Source organism: Yersinia pekkanenii (genome assembly GCF_001152565.1).
GTDB classification, from domain to species: Bacteria; Pseudomonadota; Gammaproteobacteria; order Enterobacterales; family Enterobacteriaceae; genus Yersinia; species Yersinia pekkanenii.
In genome coordinates this window covers 29,880-47,065 of record NZ_CQAZ01000021.1, presented here as the reverse complement: position 1 = coordinate 47,065, position 17,186 = coordinate 29,880, and the positions used below count along the sequence as shown (strand labels likewise).

Genomic DNA, 17,186 nt, shown 5'->3' with positions numbered 1-17,186 from the left:
TGAAAGATGAAGGGTATTGGGTATTAGTCTGCCCGCCCCATATAACGACGCTCCGCAATATGAATACGGATTTTCTCACCTGGGCTGATATATTCCGGCACCTGAATAGATAAGCCCGTGCTCATCACCGCAGGCTTGTTACGGGCGCTAGCAGATGCGCCTTTGATGCTGGGTGCAGTGTCAACAATTTCCATATCAACAGTCTGTGGCAATTCCAGCGCCAATAATTGGCCATCCATCGTCAGAACCTGCATGCCTGGCATGCCCGCTTCAGGAATAAATAACAGCTCTTCTTCGATCTGCTCTTTCTTGAAGTTATAAGGGGTGAAATCTTCATCATCCATAAAGACATATTCGTCACCATCGATGTAAGAGAAGTTCACTGACCGGCGGGTCAGGGTGATGGTATCGAGGATTTCATCGCCTTTAAAACGCTCTTCTACTTTTAAGCCGGTACGCACGTCAGAAAAACGCATTTTATACAGCGTACTTGCGCCACGGGCGCTTGGGCTTTGCACATCAATATCTTTCACCAGCAACAATTTGCCGTTGAGGTTGACCGCCATACCACGTTTTATTTCATTAGCTCTTGCCATTTATTAACCGCCAATCAGGATTGAAGATAAGTTGCGACAAGTTACTCGCGCCGCGAGTTTCAGGCAAGCAAATATCACCTTCATTGTTGAAGTCTCAGGAGGTGTTTGCTGGCGACCTGGCGGCGACGCTAAACTCTGTGGCTATGGCGCTAAAAAGAGTGATATTCCCGGTGTAAAACCGGGCCTAGCGATAGACCGGTAACCAGCCCAATAGTGCAGCAATATGGGCCACCGCATTGATCAGACCAAACAGGATAATAAAACCAATCATAAAGCGCCCACCGGGTGCCCGATAAACTGCTTGTGGGAAGCGTTTACGGCTGGCTCTGGCCATCAGTGCCGGCACAATGACCGCCCAAATGGTGGCCGCTAAACCGGCAAAGCCAATGGCATATAAGAAGCCATTTGGGAACAACAACGCGCCAATAGTTGGCGGCACAAAAGTGATCAGCGCTGATTGAGTCCGCCCACCACGAGTATCGCTAAACTTAAAGAAATCAGCAATATAATCAAATAAACCGAGGGATACCCCAAGGAATGAACTGGCCAGTGCCATATAAGAGAAGGCATTAAGTAACTGGCTGGCGGTCTGACTGGCAGAGACGCTATCCATCTGTTTGAGCAGACTACCAATATTGCCACCGTCGGCAATAACCTGCCTGAAAGCGTCCCGAGTGATATTGCCCTGAATGGCATACTGCCATAGGATATAAATGACCAATGCGATGAGTGTGCCGTACAGCAGACTACGCGCCACGGCTGTACTGTCTTTGTGGTAATACTTCACCAGCCCCGGCACATTGCCGTGGTAACCAAATGAGGTCAGCAGGTAAGGCAGCGCCGCCAGTGCATAAGGTAAATAACTGGCGCTGTCGTCGGTTTGATTGAACAGAACGGTGCTTTCAACATGACCAAACATATCACCGACTGACATGACAAAGGTGATAACCATACCGCCAATTAAGATCGTACTTAAACGATCGACTGCACGGGTGGATAACCAAACGATAAATGCCACCAATACCGCAAAGATAAAGCCCGCCCCCGTCTGGCCAATCCCGGCTACATTTTGCAGGGTATGAGAAATGATTGAGCCACCGGCCGAGATATAGGCGTAGGTCAGAATGTAGAGTACAAAGGTGATCGACAACCCATTGATTGAACTCCATACCTTGCCGAGCAGGTCTTGCACCATGGTGTGAAAACTGGCCCCAGTGGGGTAATTCAGGTTAGCTTCCAGAATCATCAGACCGGAGATCAACATACAGGCCCAAGTATAAATCAGCAGCACCACTGAACCGCTGAACCATACCCCGGCAGTCACGATTGGAATTGAAAACATCCCCGCGCCCACGGCGGTACCGGCGACAATCATTGCACCGCCAAGGACGGAAGGTCGTGAGAGGGGGTGGGGTAAATCCATCGACATCTAATGCTCCTAAAATACCCAAGTATGGGACAGTTCTTTTGTACTAGCTTAATGGTACGCGATGTGTGCGAAGCTGTAAACAGATGAATGTGCTTATGGCGAACATTGAGTTAGTGGTTAGTTTGGTGGTATGGGGGGATGGCGCAGTAATATCGTATTAAATAGGCTTTAACTGGTTAAAAAATAAACCGATGAGGAAGGTCGGCTGTTTATTGGACGCTGAAGGATAGTACTGGTAGTTAATGAAGGCGATTGCTATTGTCCGCTCTTATGCCACCAGCCTACAGGAGCCTGCTGATGGACTGTCGCTCAGATTGCGGTGCCTGCTGTATTGCTCCTTCGATTTCCAGCCCGATCCCCGGCATGCCATTCGGTAAGCCTGCCAATACCCGTTGTCTGCATTTGGATGACCATATGCGCTGCGGTATTTTTCATTCCCCATCCCGTCCGGCGGTCTGTGCCAGCCTGCAAGCCCTGCGGGAGATGTGCCATAACACCCGTGAAGAAGCGCTGGTGTATTTGATTCAGTTGGAAGTGGATACTGCGCCTTAAATGGCAAAGTCCTCAAACTCGATCTTAAACGGTGAGAACGGGCAGAAGAGTAAAGCGTCCGCGCCAGGGAAGGCGCGGCTCGAGCCTACAAGGACGTATTGACGGCGTCTTTACGATCTGTCAGTTCTCTCCGCTGTTAGCACTAAACTACCGAGTTATTCAACCTAAATGACTAAGCCCCGGCAGGAACCGCATGAGCGGTATTTTTCAATACCGGGCCGGTGTACTTCTCAATTTCAAGCTGCGCCATCTGTCCGCAGTTACCCTGCGCCAAACTGGAAGAGCCAATATCGAACGTCAGGCAGTTGATATTGCCATTTTTACAGATAGAACCTGGCACCGACGGTTCCGCTGGATCAAACCATGCGCCTTCGCTGATCCGTACCACACCCGGTCGCACATCCTCTGTCACCACCGCACCGACTAATATCTGCCCGCGATCATTAAACGCCCGCACCAAATCGCCATTGATAATGTTACGTCGTTTGGCATCTTGCGGGTTGATAAGAATGGCTTCACGATCGGCAACGGCGTATTTCTCACGTAGCGGCGTGTTATCTAACTGCGAATGCAGGCGATTGATGGGATGCGCGGTATTCAGGGATAATGGATACTTTTGCGCTTCCACGCCACGGTACCACTCATGAGGTGGCATCCAGGTCGGGATCCCCTGACAGTCGGCATATTCCATTTTGGCGATAGTATCAGAGTAGATCTCAATTTTGCCCGATGGTGTGCCGAGTGGATTGAGTAATGGGTTCTCACGATAATCGGCGAAACGGACCCACTGTTTGTTCGCTTCGGGAATAGGGAAGAGAATATAGTTATTCGACTCCCAGAACATATCGAACGGCGGCAAGGCCACCCGCGCGGTACGGGCCTGCGACTTCATATCGTCATACATCGATTTCAGCCACTGAGTTTCGTCTTTGCTGTCGGTAAAGGCCTCGAACACACCCAACTTGGTGGCCATTGCGGCGAAAATATCAAAATCGTTGCGGGACTCATGCTGTGGTGGTACGCACTGGTGCATCGGGAAAACATAAAGCTGCGAGTAATCGCCGCCCATTTCTAAATCGTTACGTTCGTAACTGGTGGTGGCGGGTAACACGATATCTGCGTGTTTGGCGGTGGCCGTCCAGTAGGGTTCGTTAACCACGATGGTGTCCGGATGCTGCCAGGCTTTCACCAGATTGTTGGTATCCTGATGCTGGTGGAAGGTATTACCACCGGCAACATAAACCATTTTGACGTCCGGATAGGTCACTTTGGTGCCATTAAAATCAATGGTTTTACCCGGATTAGCCAAACATTCGGCAATGCGCGCCACCGGAATGGGTGTCGGTGAGTTCTTCGGCGCGTTACCGGCTGAGATCCCCGGTAAAATCCCACCTTTGGCGGTTGGGCTACCACCAGAAGAATAGTGATAGCTGAAACCGAAACCGCCACCCGGCAGGCCAATTTGGCCGAGCATTGCGGCAACCGTCACCAGCAGCCAGTGTTGTTGCTCACCGTGATGTTGGCGCTGGATCCCCCAACCGCCCATGATCATGGTGCGCTGTTTTGCCATATCACGCGCCAGTTGGCGCAGCACATCGGCATCCACGCCACTGATATCTGCCGCCCATTCTGCGGTTTTCGGCTGGCCGTCAGTCTCCCCTAACAGATACGCCTGGAATTTATCAAAACCGATGGTATAGGTTTTTATAAAGTCCGGATTGTGCAGCTTTTCGGTCAGCAAGGTATGAGCAATCCCGATAAGCATGGTGCTGTCGGTATAGGGACGAGGTGCAATCCATTGAGCATTAGTGAATTTGGCACTGTCGTTATATACCGGGTCAATACTGATAACCTTGGTGCCTTTCTTCTTCAGTGCCTCAAATCCAGTCTGGCCGACGTGATCGGGAATATTCCAACTGTTCTTCAAGGTTACCATCGGGTTGCAGCCCCACAGGATCACCAGCTCACTGTTGTCTACCACGTTTGGCCAAGCGGTCTGCTGTTCGTAAACCTCCATCGACCCCATAACGTGAGTCATGATCACTTGCGCAGCACCGGTTGAATAGTCACCGGCATAGCCGAGGAAGCCGCCACTCAGGTTCATTAAACGTTGCAGTAGCGTGCGGCTGTTATGCAGTACCCCGACACTTTTCCAGCCATAAGAACCGGCATACAGTGCCTGCGGGCCGTGGTCTTTCTGCACCCGCACGATTTCACCACAGACTAACTCGGTGGCTTTATCCCAACTGACCCGTACCCACTCATCACGGCCACGTAGCTCGGTATGGCTGCCGGGGCCGCCTTCCAACCAGCTTTTACGCACCATCGGGTATTTGATACGGTTATCAGCATGTACCTGATAGGGTGCCATGGTGATCAGCTCATTCGGCCATGGGTCATCTTTAACCGGCTGGACACCGACCATGCGGCCATTTTCAACGATGGCTTCAAATGCGCCCCAATGAGCGCCGGTCAGAATGCCTTTCTGCGCCTGACGTAGCGCCAGAAACTGCGGTAAGGCCTGGCTGATAGCCTGCGCTAATGCTGATTTGGGCCACAGGCCGCCGACCAAAGGCAATACGGCCAGAGCACTGGTTCCCATTAAGAAGCGACGGCGGCTCATTTGTAATGGTTGTTGTTGGTATTTAGTCATTTTCGCCTCTTATTTACAGCTTGGCCGGCATATCACTGGCATGCTTTTGTACATACTGAGTCATCACACGCAACTGTTCCTGCGTCAGGGAAGTGCGTGGTGCCATGCCTTTGATCACCCCAATCCATTGGTTGGCGTTGAAGCGATCCAGTGCTGTTAACCCGTGGCAACCGGTACAGTTAGCGGACATCATATCGGCGGCATAGCGCCAGATTTTTTGTTGGTCATCCACTAGCTGTTTCTTCGGTAGCCAAACCTGTAGTGCAACCTGATGCCAGCCCTGATTGGTTTCCGGGTCTGTTTGGCTGTTGAGTATTTTCAGCGCTTTTTGTGCTTCTTCACCCAGTAACACACTCAGAATGCGTTTCCCTTGTGCGGCGTAGAACACTTCTGCCACGCCATCTTGTTGCCAGCCCTTCACATCGACTAACACCTGGTCGCCTTGTTGCTTCACCACTTCAACTTCGGTGGATGGCATCAGGTTACCGGCGTTATGGCTGTCACCGGCGTTCATAAAGAACGGCTCAGTAGCGATGGTATATAAGGTGGTGGCACTGGCTGGGGTTTGCGCAGCGGCGGTCGCCAGTTCAGCAGCACCCGCCTGGGTCATCTCACTCATATCCGGCAAGATATGGGCGACACCCTTATGGCAATCGATACAGGTTTCACCTTGCTTAATTGCCATCGGATGCTGAATGCGGGCTTCAGCACTTTGCCCGGTAATATCCATAGCATCATAGTTGTGGCATGAGCGGCAGGTGGCTGAGTCACTCTCTTTCAGCGTTTTCCATACCGATTGAGCCATGGCGAGTTTATGTGCTTCATATTTCTCTGGCGTATTGATAGTGCCGACCATTTCACCGTAGATATCTTTCACCGCGCGGATCTTGGTCCACAGATAATCCAGCGGCGCGTGAGGCACATGGCAGTCAGCACATTCAGCCCGGATGCCTTTGGTATTTTGGAAGTGGACACTGCCCTGGTATTCAGCCAGGGGCTGTTGCATGGTGTGGCAGGACACGCAGAACGCGGTATCACTGGTTTTATGGAACACTGTGGCCGTTCCCGCTAATAACGCCGCACCAATAATGATGCCGATCAGCAGGATCCATAACCATCCCCACCGGCGTCGCTTAACAAGGCCAGTTTGTTTATTGCTCATAATTGCACCCACTGTTATTTATCTAATTATTATTGTTAAAACGGATTTACCCAATGCTTGACTATTTGAAATACCCACTGAATGTTTGACATGCCAACTAGTCCGCCCACCGAGTTTTTGTCTGGTAACGATAACTCTTTCCCATAAAATAAGTGGGTCTATTGTAGGAGGATTCTTAGCTGCTGGCTAACCCGATTGAGGTATTTAGCAATAATAGTTCAAAGTTGTTGAATATAAATGTGATGAATGAACAACTTTTTGCGGGAAAGCACTAATAACCCGCTGATCTCACAGGTTATATAATTACTTATGGAGCGATATTTTTAGTCGAAAGACGAATAAAACTGCTTATTTAGCCATAAATCGATGGCGTGGCGGCTCGCTTCAAAGTGGGGTTCGGGCAATTCCCGCGGGTTACACCACCGCCATTGCTGACACTTGTCTGGTTCTTTCAGCTCAGGCGGCGGGCCTGGGTGCCGCGCCAGTAAGCAAACCGAAACGGTATGTTTGCCTTCTTCGCGCCAGGTTGCGATATTATTGCACAGCGCAATAACTTTCAATTCATTGATATTTAAGCCAGTTTCTTCAAAAACCTCGCGGATTGCCGCGTGTTCAAATGACTCGCCGGACTCCATGTGACCACCGGGAATCGACCAGTAAGGGGCATGCTGACCGCAACGCTTACCCAGCAGAACCTCACCTTGCGAATTAACAATAATGACGCCAACACCGACTACGACGGACATCGTTTTATCTCCTTTTAAATAACCGTCAGCAATCATCAGCTAATCACCTAATTTTGCTGATGATGAACGTCAATTCAACACGAAAATGTGCGGAACATCAAAAATCCATCATGAATAAAAGCAGAAACCTTGCATATATTCTGAGTTGGAAACACACTACTTGAAACGTTTCAGCGTTATCTCTTCACCAAGTGATAAAGGGTAACGCTCCTTTTTCTTATGAAAGCTGAAACGATTCAACTCAGCAAGAGAGGAGATATATGTTCCAGTTATCGACGCAAGATATCCATTTGGCTGCACAGGCAGACAGCAAAAATGAGGCTATTACCCAAGTGGCCGCCGCCCTGGCTCAGGCTGGCTGTGTCGCTGCCGCTTATGTTGATGGCATGCTAGCGCGTGAGCAGCAGACCTCGACTTATCTGGGCAATGGTATCGCCATTCCACATGGTACCACTGATACTCGCGACTTGGTGCTGAACACCGGCGTGCAGGTTTTTCAATTCCCGCAGGGTATCGCGTGGGGTGACGATCAAACCGCCTATATCGTTATCGGTATTGCGGCCCGTTCTGATGAACATTTGGCATTGTTGCGCCAACTGACCCACGTATTAAGTGATGACGCTGTTGCTGCGCAACTGGCAAAAACCACGTCAGCGGAAGAATTACGCAGTGTGTTGATGGGCGAGCAAAAAGCCGCTGAATTTCATTTCGATACCTCATTGATTGCATTAGATGTCGCGGCTGACAATCTGATCACACTGCAAGCGCTGAACGCCGGTCGTTTACAGCAAATTGGTGCGGTAGATGCCCATTTTGTCAGTGATGTGATTACCCGCGAACCGCTGAATCTAGGGCAGGGTATCTGGTTGAGCGACAGCACCGAAGGTAATTTGGTCAGCGCGGTTACCGTAAGCCGCCCGGCCACTGCATTTGAACACCATGGCGAAAAAGTGGCTCTGTTACTGACGCTGTCAGTGGCCGATAACCAACCGCTGTCAGTGCTGAATTATTTAAGTGACCTGCTGTTGGCGAAAAAAGCTGACGTCTTGCTGAACGCGGATGCCGCCGCACTGCTGGCGTTACTGACCAGCGAGTATGTTGAACAGAAAGAAGTATTAAGCGCAGAGTTTGTCATTCGTAATGAACACGGATTACATGCGCGCCCAGGGACGATTTTAGTCAATACAATCAAACAGTTTACCAGTGAAATCACCGTGACCAATTTGGACGGCACCGGTAAACCCGCTAATGGACGTAGTCTGATGAAAGTTGTGGCTTTAGGGGTTAAAAAAGGTAATCGCCTGCGCTTTACCGCCAGCGGTGAAGACGCACAAGCAGCACTGGATGCCATTGGTGCCGCCATATCAGCCGGTTTGGGCGAGGGGGTAGAATGAGCAGAAGAGTCGCAACTATCACGCTGAACCCGGCTTACGATCTGGTGGGTTTTTGCCCTGAAATTGAACGTGGTGAAGTGAATCTGGTGAAAACCGCCGGGTTACATGCCGCAGGCAAAGGTATCAACGTAGCCAAAGTGCTGAAAGATCTGGGGATCGATGTCACGGTCGGGGGCTTCCTTGGCAAAGACAACCAAGACGGTTTCCAATTGTTATTCAGTGAACTGGGTATCGCCAACCGTTTTCAGGTAGTACCGGGTCGTACCCGCATTAACGTCAAATTGACCGAGAAAGATGGCGAAGTGACCGATTTTAACTTTTCCGGCTTTGACGTCACCAAACCCGATTGGGACCGCTTTGTTACCGACTCATTGAGCTGGTTGGGGCAATTCGACATGGTTGCGGTGAGCGGTAGCCTGCCAGCGGGGGTCAATCCTGATGACTTTACCGACTGGATGAAACGTCTGCGTTCTCAATGCCCATGCATCATCTTCGACAGTAGCCGTGAAGCCTTGGTTGCTGGCCTGAAAGCCTCGCCGTGGTTAGTGAAACCGAATCGCCGTGAACTTGAAATCTGGGCTGGCCGTCCGTTGCCTGAACTGGGTGATGTGGTGGAAGCCGCACACGCCTTGCGTGATCAGGGGATCGCCCATGTGGTGATTTCTCTCGGTGCGGAAGGGGCGCTGTGGGTTAATGCATCCGGCGCATGGCTGGCAAAACCTCCTGCCTGCGACGTGGTTAGCACCGTCGGTGCGGGTGACTCGATGGTCGGCGGCCTGATTTATGGCTTGTTGATGCGTGAGTCCAGCGAACACACGCTGCGTTTGGCCACCGCCGTTGCTGCTTTGGCCGTCAGCCAGAGCAATGTGGGCATTACGGATCGCCCGCAATTGGCCGCCATGATGGCGAAAGTCGATTTGAAACCTTTTAATTAATCTCCGGAGGCGAAATGAAAACGCGACTAATAATAGACAGTTCGCTCGGGCAGGCCAGAGGCCACCTCGCGACACTGATGCTGGGTGCTGCGGCAGCAAAAGCCGGGCTGAGCTGGGTTGATAACGCAACCGATGCAGAACTGGTGATCGTGGCCGGTCAATCAGCACCGGCTGACCGCGCGCTGAATGGCAAAAAAGTCTATGTAGGGGATGTGGAAAAAGCGGTGCGTGATCCAGAGAGCTTCCTGGCACAGGCCATCGCGCAGGCAAAACCGTATCAGTCTGTCGTACCGACGGCGACAACTCCGGCCATCGGTCCTAAACGTATTGTGGCCATTACTGCCTGCCCGACCGGTGTAGCACACACCTTTATGGCTGCTGAAGCCATTGAAAGTGAAGCGAAAAAACGTGGTTGGTGGGTGAAGGTTGAAACTCGCGGCTCAGTCGGCGCGGGTAATGCTATCACTGCGGAAGAAGTGGCTGCGGCAGATTTAGTGATTGTCGCTGCCGATATTGAAGTCGATCTGGATAAGTTTGCGGGCAAACCTATGTACCGCACCACTACCGGTCTGGCACTGAAGAAAACCGCGCAAGAACTGGATAAAGCACTGGTTGAAGCGGAAGTGTATCAACCAAAAACCGGCAGCAGCCGCGGCACTAAAAAAGTAGAAACCGGTGGTCCGTATCGTCACTTATTGACCGGCGTGTCTTACATGTTGCCGATGGTGGTGGCCGGTGGTCTGTGTATCGCGCTCTCTTTTGTCTTCGGAATCAAAGCGTTTGAAGTAAAAGGCACGTTGGCAGCCGCTTTAATGCAAATCGGGGGTGACTCTGCTTTCGCCCTGATGGTACCGGTTCTGGCGGGCTTTATTGCCTACTCGATTGCTGACCGTCCCGGTCTGACCCCAGGTTTGATTGGCGGTATGTTAGCGGTGAGTACCGGTGCGGGCTTCCTTGGCGGTATTATTGCCGGTTTCCTGGCCGGTTACGTTGCTAAAGCCATCAGCACCAAGCTGCACCTGCCACAGAGTATGGAAGCCCTTAAACCGATACTGATTATTCCGTTGGTCGCCAGTTTGATCGTGGGTTTGGTCATGATTTATGTGGTCGGTACGCCGGTGGCAAAAATCATGGCTGGCTTGACTCACTGGCTGCAATCTATGGGTACCGCGAATGCGGTGCTGCTGGGGGCTATCCTCGGTGCCATGATGTGTACCGATATGGGGGGGCCGGTGAACAAAGCGGCCTACGCTTTTGGCGTGGCATTGCTGAGTTCGTCTGTTTACGCGCCGATGGCAGCCATTATGGCGGCGGGGATGGTTCCACCGCTGGCAATGGGCCTGGCAACACTGTTGGCGCGTCATAAGTTCGACCAAGGTGAGCAAGAAGGGGGCAAAGCGGCGCTGGTACTGGGCTTATGCTTTATCTCTGAAGGGGCCATTCCGTTTGCTGCCCGTGACCCCATTCGTGTCTTGCCGTGCTGTATCGCCGGTGGCGCACTGACGGGTGCGCTGTCTATGGCCTTCGGCGCACAACTGATGGCACCACACGGTGGTCTGTTCGTGCTGTTGATCCCAGGGGCGATTCACCCGGTGCTGCTGTATCTGGTCGCCATTATTGCCGGTACCGTATTGGCCGGTGGCTTATACGCGATGCTAAAACGCCCTGATGAAGTGGTCGCGAAAGTGGCGTAACGGATTATTTAACCCGCTTTGCTCATGAAAAACCGGCCTCAAGTGCCGGTTTTTTTACGTTGGCTCAATCTCATTCGGCTAAATATCCATTAGCTAAACTTCTGCCTGTGACTTCAGCCAGGCTATCTCTTCAGCCCAGATATCCGGATTCACGGTTTCCAGAATCAGCGGAATATTATCGAAACGCGGGTCGCGCATAATATAGCTGAACACGGTTTTGCCGATATTCCCTTCACCAAGGCTGTGGTGGCGGTCGACACGGCTGTTAAATTCGCTTTTGGCATCATTAAGATGCATACCGCGCAAATACTGGAAGCCGACGATATCACCGAGCTGCTGGAAGGTATGTTCACAATCCTGTTCAGTGCGCAAATCATAACCGGCAGCGAAAGCATGGCAGGTATCAATACAAACACCCACGCGGCTTTTATCTTCCACTCCAGCAATGATGGCGGCCAGATGTTCGAACTTAAAACCCAGATTACTGCCCTGACCGGCGGTATTCTCAATCACCGCAGTCACGCCTTCACTGGCATCCAGCGCGATATTGATTGATTCAGCGATAAGCGCCAGACACTTATCTTCATCAATTTGCAATAAATGGCTGCCGGGGTGAAAGTTCAGTAATGACAAGCCCAGTTGCTGGCAGCGGGCCATTTCATCGATAAAGGCTTCGCGGGATTTTTCCAGCGCCTCGGTGACCGGATGACCGAGGTTAATCAGGTAGCTATCGTGCGGCAGGATTTGAGCTGAGATATAGCCATACTGCTGACAAGCCTGCTTGAATCGCGCAATAACATCTTCCGCCAAGGGGGCTGCCCGCCATTGACGTTGATTCTTGGTAAAAAGGGCAAAGGCGGTGGCCTCAAGTTCGTGCGCCCGAATTACAGCCTGATCTACTCCACCTGCTGCGCTGACATGTGCACCGACAAATTTCATTCCATTCTCCTTTGATAACCCGGCCATTATGGCACCGATAGGGACATGATTGAATGGGATAAACGGTGAGAAAAGAAAAGGGCCGCACCCACAGCCCTTAAGCAATAATGCGCTAGCTTGGATAGCGGCTTTACGCCGCAATATGCTGCACCAGCAAGTTGATACCGGTTCCGCCAACCAACAACCAGACAAACAGCAGCAGTGCCAGCAACAGTGGTTTAACCCCCGCCTGACGGATGGAGCCGATATGGGTGGTTAGCCCAAGCGCGGCCATCGCCATTGCCAGTAAAATGGTATCCAACGTAATCAGGTGACTGACCCATGCCGCTGGCAGCAGGTTGAGTGAGTTAACGCCCGCCATCAGGATAAATATTACCGCAAACCATGGGATAGTAATGGCACTTTTCTCGCGTTTTTGACCGCGGGTTTTCATGCTACTGCGACCCAGATAAGCGGAAAGCAACAGTAGGAACGGTGCCAACATCATCACCCGGATCATTTTGGTGATCACGGCGGCATTTTCGGCATCAGGGCCAATAGCATGACCGGCCGCCACCACCTGCGCCACTTCATGAATAGTTGAACCCGCAAAAATACCAAAGGTTTCCTGACTAAACGGCAGCCATTGGTAATGCAGATTTAGCTGGTACAGCCATGGGTAAACAAAAATCGCCAGCGTACCAAAAATCACTACTGTCGCGACGGAAACCGCCACTTTGCTGGCATCGGCTTTCAGTACCGGTTCGGTGGCCATAATGGCGGCAGCACCACAAATACTGCTACCGGCACCGATTAGCATCACTGTTTGCTGATCCAGGCCAAACACCCGTTTACCCAACCAACACGCCAGCATAAAGGTGGAGCTAAGGGTTAAAAGGTCAATAATAATCCCGGTAGCACCGACATCCGCGACTTGTTGAAAGGTCAGGCGGAAACCATACAAAATGATCCCGAGCCGTAGCAAGTGCTGTTTGGCGAGCAGCACACCGTCAGAACAGACCGGTTGTACCCACGGATACAGCGTGTTACCGACCAGGATGCCAAATAAAATAGCCAGAGTCAGGGCTCCCAACCCCATATTGATAAACCACGGCATATCACCCACGTTGAGCGCTAACCCGGTAATCACGCCAGTTAACGCCAGGCCCGGGATATAGCGGGCCAAAGTAAACTGCTGTGGGCGAGGCCGTTCTTTAGTCTGAGAAGTCGCCATGTGATGTCCTGTGTCTTGTAACGATTGGACATAGTTTAACGACTTCAAATATAATAGATAAATTCATTATATATTTATAATTAATCGATATAAGTGGTAAGGTGGGCGCGAATAGCTGCAAACGTCTGATCTGTCTTAATCGAGGTATCGAGATGTTTTATACGGCATGACGTGAATGGAAATGAAACTTGGTATGCTAAGCACCATGGAAATCAGTAGCGGACGATGGTCATCCCCATCATCGCAGGGACATGAGTTTTTGATATGAAGAAAGCAAAGCATGAAAAGTCGCTGTGGGTAATATTGGTGGTTGCTTCACTTATTTATTTGTTGATCCCACCTTATTTGCTCGCTTATTTTTTCAAGTTATATAACTTGAACCCTTTCCATATTGCCCCTCTGCCACATTTTAATCCATTTAGGAATGAACGCGGGATACCTTTATCTCAAACGTTCAGTTATCTATTATTTATCTGTTTGATTTTAAACATAGTTATTGGTTTATTAGCCACGATTTTTTATCGCATATTCTTTCATTCAGATGATAATGAATAGGACTTTTACGCCTTAATTTCACCTGCTGATAACCTCCCGATGTTGCTCAAAGGTGTTAGTCTTATAGGGTAATTGAGGCTATATACTTTGTCCGTCAGTCATTATATTCACCACTAAGACGTCAGCTCGTTTTATCCAATAACGGGCGAACAGAGTGATGATAGCGCCCTCCATTTTTCACGACAGAGACCGTTATGCATATAACCTTACGTCAACTTGAAGTTTTTGCTGAGGTACTAAAAAGCGGTTCTACCACCCAAGCCTCGGTAGTGCTCGCACTTTCACAGTCGGCAGTCAGCGCTGCGTTAGCAGATTTGGAAGGGCAATTGGGGGTGCAGCTTTTTGATAGAGTCGGTAAGCGTTTAGTCACCAATGAACATGGGCGGTTGCTGTATCCCAAAGCGCTGGCATTGCTTGATCAGGCGATTGAAATAGAACAGCTTTTCTTGCAGGATTTGGGCGCGTTACGTATCGCTGCCAGCAGCACTATCGGCAATTATATGTTGCCGGGCATGATTGCCAAATATCGGCGCGACTTCCCCGGTACGCCGCTGGAGCTGAATATCGGTAACAGTCAGGATGTGATTACCGCAGTGGCTGATTTTCGTGGCGACTTAGGTCTGATTGAAGGGCCGTGCCATATGCCGGACCTGTTAACACAAACTTGGTTACGAGATGAACTGGTGGTGTTTGCCGCCCCCGACAACCCGCTATGCCACAAGATGCTGACGCTAAAGGAGTTAGCTGATGCGGCCTGGATCCTGCGGGAGCGAGGTTCTGGCACGCGCGAAGTGCTGGACCACTTGTTACTGGCTAAATTACCACATTTTAAATTGGTCATGGAGTTGGGCAATTCGGAGGCCATCAAGCGTGCTGTGCGCTATGGCATGGGGATCAGTTGCCTGTCACGCCGAGTGATTGCCGATCAACTGGCTAACGGTGAATTGATCGAACTGAATATTCCCATGCCGCCGCTGATCCGCACGTTATACCTGATTCATCATCGGCAAAAGCATATATCCAACGCTTTACAGCGTTTTCTTAGCTATTGTCAGGAAGAAAGTTAAACGACTTAGCTGAAAGCGCGTTAGGCGTGAAAATGACGCTTTTTTAAGTGTTTTACACCAGCCATGTGATTTATCACGGCGAAAATACCCAATTTCTTTCGATTTTTACTGATAATGGGGCGCTTTTGCTAATAATTGTACTGGGATCATGAAGGTATCTTATATCAGCGCATTGTTACTCACAGAGCCGGTGGGATTTGTTACAATCCGGCCTTATTTTTTAAGGGTGGATTAGGGTAAGAATGACTCAGCAACATACTAAAATCCCAGCGCAGCAGGGTGCACAGCGCTTACGCCGAGAGCTTAAATCACGGCATTTAGCCATGATTGCTATCGGTGGCTCTATTGGTACCGGTTTATTTGTTGCCTCAGGGGCGACGGTATCACAAGCAGGCCCCGGTGGAGCATTGCTCTCCTACGCATTGATTGGCTTGATGGTTTATTTCCTGATGACCAGCCTCGGTGAACTGGCGGCGTTTATGCCGGTATCAGGCTCGTTTTCGACTTACGGCTCTAAATATGTTGAGGAAGGCTTCGGTTTCGCCCTCGGCTGGAACTACTGGTACAACTGGGCGGTCACTATCGCGGTTGACCTGGTCGCCGCCCAATTGGTGATGAATTACTGGTTCCCAGATGCCCCCGGTTGGATCTGGAGTGCATTATTCCTCGCTCTGATGTTTTTACTGAACTGGATATCAGTAAAAGGGTTTGGTGAAGCGGAGTACTGGTTCTCACTGATAAAAGTGACCACCGTAGTTATCTTCATCATCATTGGTGTGATGATGATTAGCGGCATCATGAAAGGCGGTGAAAGTGCCGGCTGGCACAACTGGACTATTGGCGACGGGCCTTTTGCCGGGGGCTTCTCTGCGATGATTGGTGTGGCAATGATTGTCGGTTTCTCCTTCCAGGGGACTGAGCTAATTGGTATTGCTGCCGGTGAATCAAAAGATCCGGGCAAAAACATCCCACGCGCGGTGCGTAAAGTGTTCTGGCGTATTCTGTTGTTCTATATCTTGGCTATTCTGATTATTAGCCTGATTATTCCGTATACCGATCCAAGTCTGTTACGTAATGATGTTAAAGATATCAGTGTTAGTCCGTTCACTCTGGTATTCCAAAATGCCGGTCTGTTGTCGGCGGCGGCGGTGATGAATGCCGTTATCTTGACGGCGGTATTGTCAGCCGGTAACTCGGGTATGTATGCCTCAACTCGGATGCTGTTTACACTGGCTTCGGAAGGTAAAGCGCCACGTATTTTTGCTAAATTGTCCAAGGGGGGGGTACCGCGTAATGCGCTGTATGCCACCACGGTCGTTGCCGGGTTATGCTTCTTGAGCTCCATGTATGGTAATCAGACCGTGTATCTGTGGTTACTGAATACCTCAGGGATGACAGGTTTTATCGCTTGGTTGGGTATTGCTATCAGCCATTACCGTTTCCGTCGTGGCTATATGATGCAGGGTCGTAACCTGAACGACTTACCCTATCAGTCTGGCTTCTTCCCGGTTGGGCCGATTTTTGCCTTCGTACTGTGTTTGATAATCACCTTGGGGCAGAACTATCAGGCATTCCTGCAAGACCGGATTGATTGGTATGGCGTGACCGCAACGTATATCGGTATTCCATTGTTCCTGATAATTTGGTTCGGCTATAAGTTGACCCGAGGGACCAAAGTTATCAAATATAAAGAGATGGAATTTCCGAAATGGCGTGACGACAGTGACGATCATGCCGAGCCGAAAAAATCGGTGCTGCTTTCTGACTAACATGACGTAATAGTTAGCATGGTGTAATAGTTAGCATGACGTAATAGTTAGCATGATGTAAGTGGAATGGAAGGGCGATAATGATATCGCCCTTTTTTACGCCGGTAAGTTGGTGGTTTTTTGAACAAATCTCAACCAGTAATTTCGCTAATTTCTGTTCATTGTTGGTATCCGAATTGGACAGATTTAACCCTACTGATTAAATAATATTATAAAATAAGCAGTTGCTTAAAATTGTATTTAATTAAGATTGGTAATCTTATTGATAATTATTATCGTTTGTTTTATTGTTAGCATTATATTATAAGGAAAAGTAAGGGGATCGAGGTGCAACTGGGGTTACTGAGGATGGTTAAAGGGTTAGGTATCAACGTGCAAATAGATAGCGTGCTATCTATTTAGTGGCGTGCCGGGTTGTCGGACTGGCCATTGAGCTTACCATTTAATTAACTTTTGGATGCCTTATTCCTCATGGTCTGAAA

General features: G+C 50.1%; 13 protein-coding genes. 6 read left to right on the top strand and 7 right to left on the bottom strand.

The window, feature by feature from the left end:
• Nucleotides 1-23: 23 nt before the first annotated feature.
• Both yeiP and mtr read right to left on the bottom strand, forming a co-directional pair.
• Complete coding sequence (gene yeiP, locus AEP37_RS12175) at nucleotides 24-596, bottom strand: elongation factor P-like protein YeiP (protein WP_049613561.1); 573 nt, start codon at nucleotides 594-596, stop codon at nucleotides 24-26.
• Nucleotides 597-780: 184 nt separating this feature from the next.
• Complete coding sequence (gene mtr / locus AEP37_RS12170) at nucleotides 781-2,025, bottom strand: tryptophan permease (RefSeq protein ID WP_049613560.1); 1,245 nt, start codon at nucleotides 2,023-2,025, stop codon at nucleotides 781-783.
• A 297-nt stretch (nucleotides 2,026-2,322) separates the two neighbouring features.
• Here mtr and AEP37_RS12165 point away from each other — a divergent pair, with 297 nt between their 5' ends.
• Nucleotides 2,323-2,577, top strand: a complete 255-nt coding sequence (locus tag AEP37_RS12165; RefSeq protein ID WP_049613559.1) for a YkgJ family cysteine cluster protein — start codon at nucleotides 2,323-2,325, stop codon at nucleotides 2,575-2,577.
• Nucleotides 2,578-2,749: 172 nt separating this feature from the next.
• On the opposite strand, the gene torA is transcribed toward AEP37_RS12165, so the two are convergent.
• The 3 genes from torA to AEP37_RS12150 form a co-directional block, all read right to left on the bottom strand.
• Complete coding sequence (torA, locus tag AEP37_RS12160) at nucleotides 2,750-5,230, bottom strand: trimethylamine-N-oxide reductase TorA (RefSeq protein WP_049613558.1); 2,481 nt, start codon at nucleotides 5,228-5,230, stop codon at nucleotides 2,750-2,752.
• A 13-nt stretch (nucleotides 5,231-5,243) separates the two neighbouring features.
• Nucleotides 5,244-6,392 carry a NapC/NirT family cytochrome c gene (locus AEP37_RS12155; RefSeq protein WP_049613557.1) on the bottom strand — a complete coding sequence of 383 codons (1,149 nt, stop codon included), beginning with the start codon at nucleotides 6,390-6,392 and terminating at the stop codon, nucleotides 5,244-5,246.
• A 323-nt stretch (nucleotides 6,393-6,715) separates the two neighbouring features.
• A complete protein-coding gene (locus AEP37_RS12150) occupies nucleotides 6,716-7,138 on the bottom strand; it encodes a nucleotide triphosphate diphosphatase NUDT15 (RefSeq protein ID WP_049613603.1) in 423 nt (140 codons plus the stop codon).
• Between the two features lie 260 nt (nucleotides 7,139-7,398).
• Between AEP37_RS12150 and fruB the strand changes: the two genes are divergently transcribed.
• Genes fruB through fruA form a run of 3 tightly spaced genes read left to right on the top strand, consistent with a single transcriptional unit; the run spans nucleotide 7,399 to nucleotide 11,161 of the window.
• Nucleotides 7,399-8,532: a fused PTS fructose transporter subunit IIA/HPr protein gene (gene fruB, locus AEP37_RS12145; protein ID WP_049613556.1), complete on the top strand. Its 1,134-nt coding sequence runs from the start codon at nucleotides 7,399-7,401 to the stop codon at nucleotides 8,530-8,532.
• On the top strand, nucleotides 8,529-9,467 hold the full coding sequence (gene fruK / locus AEP37_RS12140) for a 1-phosphofructokinase (RefSeq protein ID WP_049613555.1): 939 nt from the start codon (nucleotides 8,529-8,531) through the stop codon (nucleotides 9,465-9,467). The genes fruB and fruK overlap by 4 nt, the downstream gene beginning before the upstream one ends.
• Nucleotides 9,468-9,481: 14 nt before the next feature.
• Nucleotides 9,482-11,161 carry a PTS fructose transporter subunit IIBC gene (gene fruA / locus AEP37_RS12135; protein ID WP_049613554.1) on the top strand — a complete coding sequence of 560 codons (1,680 nt, stop codon included), beginning with the start codon at nucleotides 9,482-9,484 and terminating at the stop codon, nucleotides 11,159-11,161.
• A gap of 93 nt (nucleotides 11,162-11,254) precedes the next feature.
• Here the strand turns inward: fruA and nfo are convergent, their stop codons facing one another.
• Nucleotides 11,255-12,100 carry a deoxyribonuclease IV gene (gene nfo, locus AEP37_RS12130; protein WP_049613553.1) on the bottom strand — a complete coding sequence of 282 codons (846 nt, stop codon included), beginning with the start codon at nucleotides 12,098-12,100 and terminating at the stop codon, nucleotides 11,255-11,257.
• A gap of 130 nt (nucleotides 12,101-12,230) precedes the next feature.
• Nucleotides 12,231-13,313, bottom strand: a complete 1,083-nt coding sequence (locus AEP37_RS12125) for a YeiH family protein (RefSeq protein ID WP_049613552.1) — start codon at nucleotides 13,311-13,313, stop codon at nucleotides 12,231-12,233.
• A gap of 749 nt (nucleotides 13,314-14,062) precedes the next feature.
• Here AEP37_RS12125 and yieE point away from each other — a divergent pair.
• Both yieE and AEP37_RS12110 read left to right on the top strand, forming a co-directional pair.
• Complete coding sequence (gene yieE, locus AEP37_RS12115; protein ID WP_049613550.1) at nucleotides 14,063-14,935, top strand: DNA-binding transcriptional regulator YeiE; 873 nt, start codon at nucleotides 14,063-14,065, stop codon at nucleotides 14,933-14,935.
• Nucleotides 14,936-15,177: 242 nt separating this feature from the next.
• On the top strand, nucleotides 15,178-16,704 hold the full coding sequence (locus tag AEP37_RS12110) for an amino acid permease (RefSeq protein ID WP_049613549.1): 1,527 nt from the start codon (nucleotides 15,178-15,180) through the stop codon (nucleotides 16,702-16,704).
• The last annotated feature ends 482 nt before the right edge of the window (nucleotides 16,705-17,186 follow it).

Coding starts and splice junctions, on each gene's coding strand:
- yeiP (WP_049613561.1), bottom strand. CDS start 596: ATGGCAAGAGCTAATGAAATAAAACGTGGTATGGCGGTCAACCTCAAC.
- mtr (WP_049613560.1), bottom strand. CDS start 2,025: ATGTCGATGGATTTACCCCACCCCCTCTCACGACCTTCCGTCCTTGGC.
- AEP37_RS12165 (WP_049613559.1), top strand. CDS start 2,323: ATGGACTGTCGCTCAGATTGCGGTGCCTGCTGTATTGCTCCTTCGATT.
- torA (WP_049613558.1), bottom strand. CDS start 5,230: ATGACTAAATACCAACAACAACCATTACAAATGAGCCGCCGTCGCTTC.
- AEP37_RS12155 (WP_049613557.1), bottom strand. CDS start 6,392: ATGAGCAATAAACAAACTGGCCTTGTTAAGCGACGCCGGTGGGGATGG.
- AEP37_RS12150 (WP_049613603.1), bottom strand. CDS start 7,138: ATGTCCGTCGTAGTCGGTGTTGGCGTCATTATTGTTAATTCGCAAGGT.
- fruB (WP_049613556.1), top strand. CDS start 7,399: ATGTTCCAGTTATCGACGCAAGATATCCATTTGGCTGCACAGGCAGAC.
- fruK (WP_049613555.1), top strand. CDS start 8,529: ATGAGCAGAAGAGTCGCAACTATCACGCTGAACCCGGCTTACGATCTG.
- fruA (WP_049613554.1), top strand. CDS start 9,482: ATGAAAACGCGACTAATAATAGACAGTTCGCTCGGGCAGGCCAGAGGC.
- nfo (WP_049613553.1), bottom strand. CDS start 12,100: ATGAAATTTGTCGGTGCACATGTCAGCGCAGCAGGTGGAGTAGATCAG.
- AEP37_RS12125 (WP_049613552.1), bottom strand. CDS start 13,313: ATGGCGACTTCTCAGACTAAAGAACGGCCTCGCCCACAGCAGTTTACT.
- yieE (WP_049613550.1), top strand. CDS start 14,063: ATGCATATAACCTTACGTCAACTTGAAGTTTTTGCTGAGGTACTAAAA.
- AEP37_RS12110 (WP_049613549.1), top strand. CDS start 15,178: ATGACTCAGCAACATACTAAAATCCCAGCGCAGCAGGGTGCACAGCGC.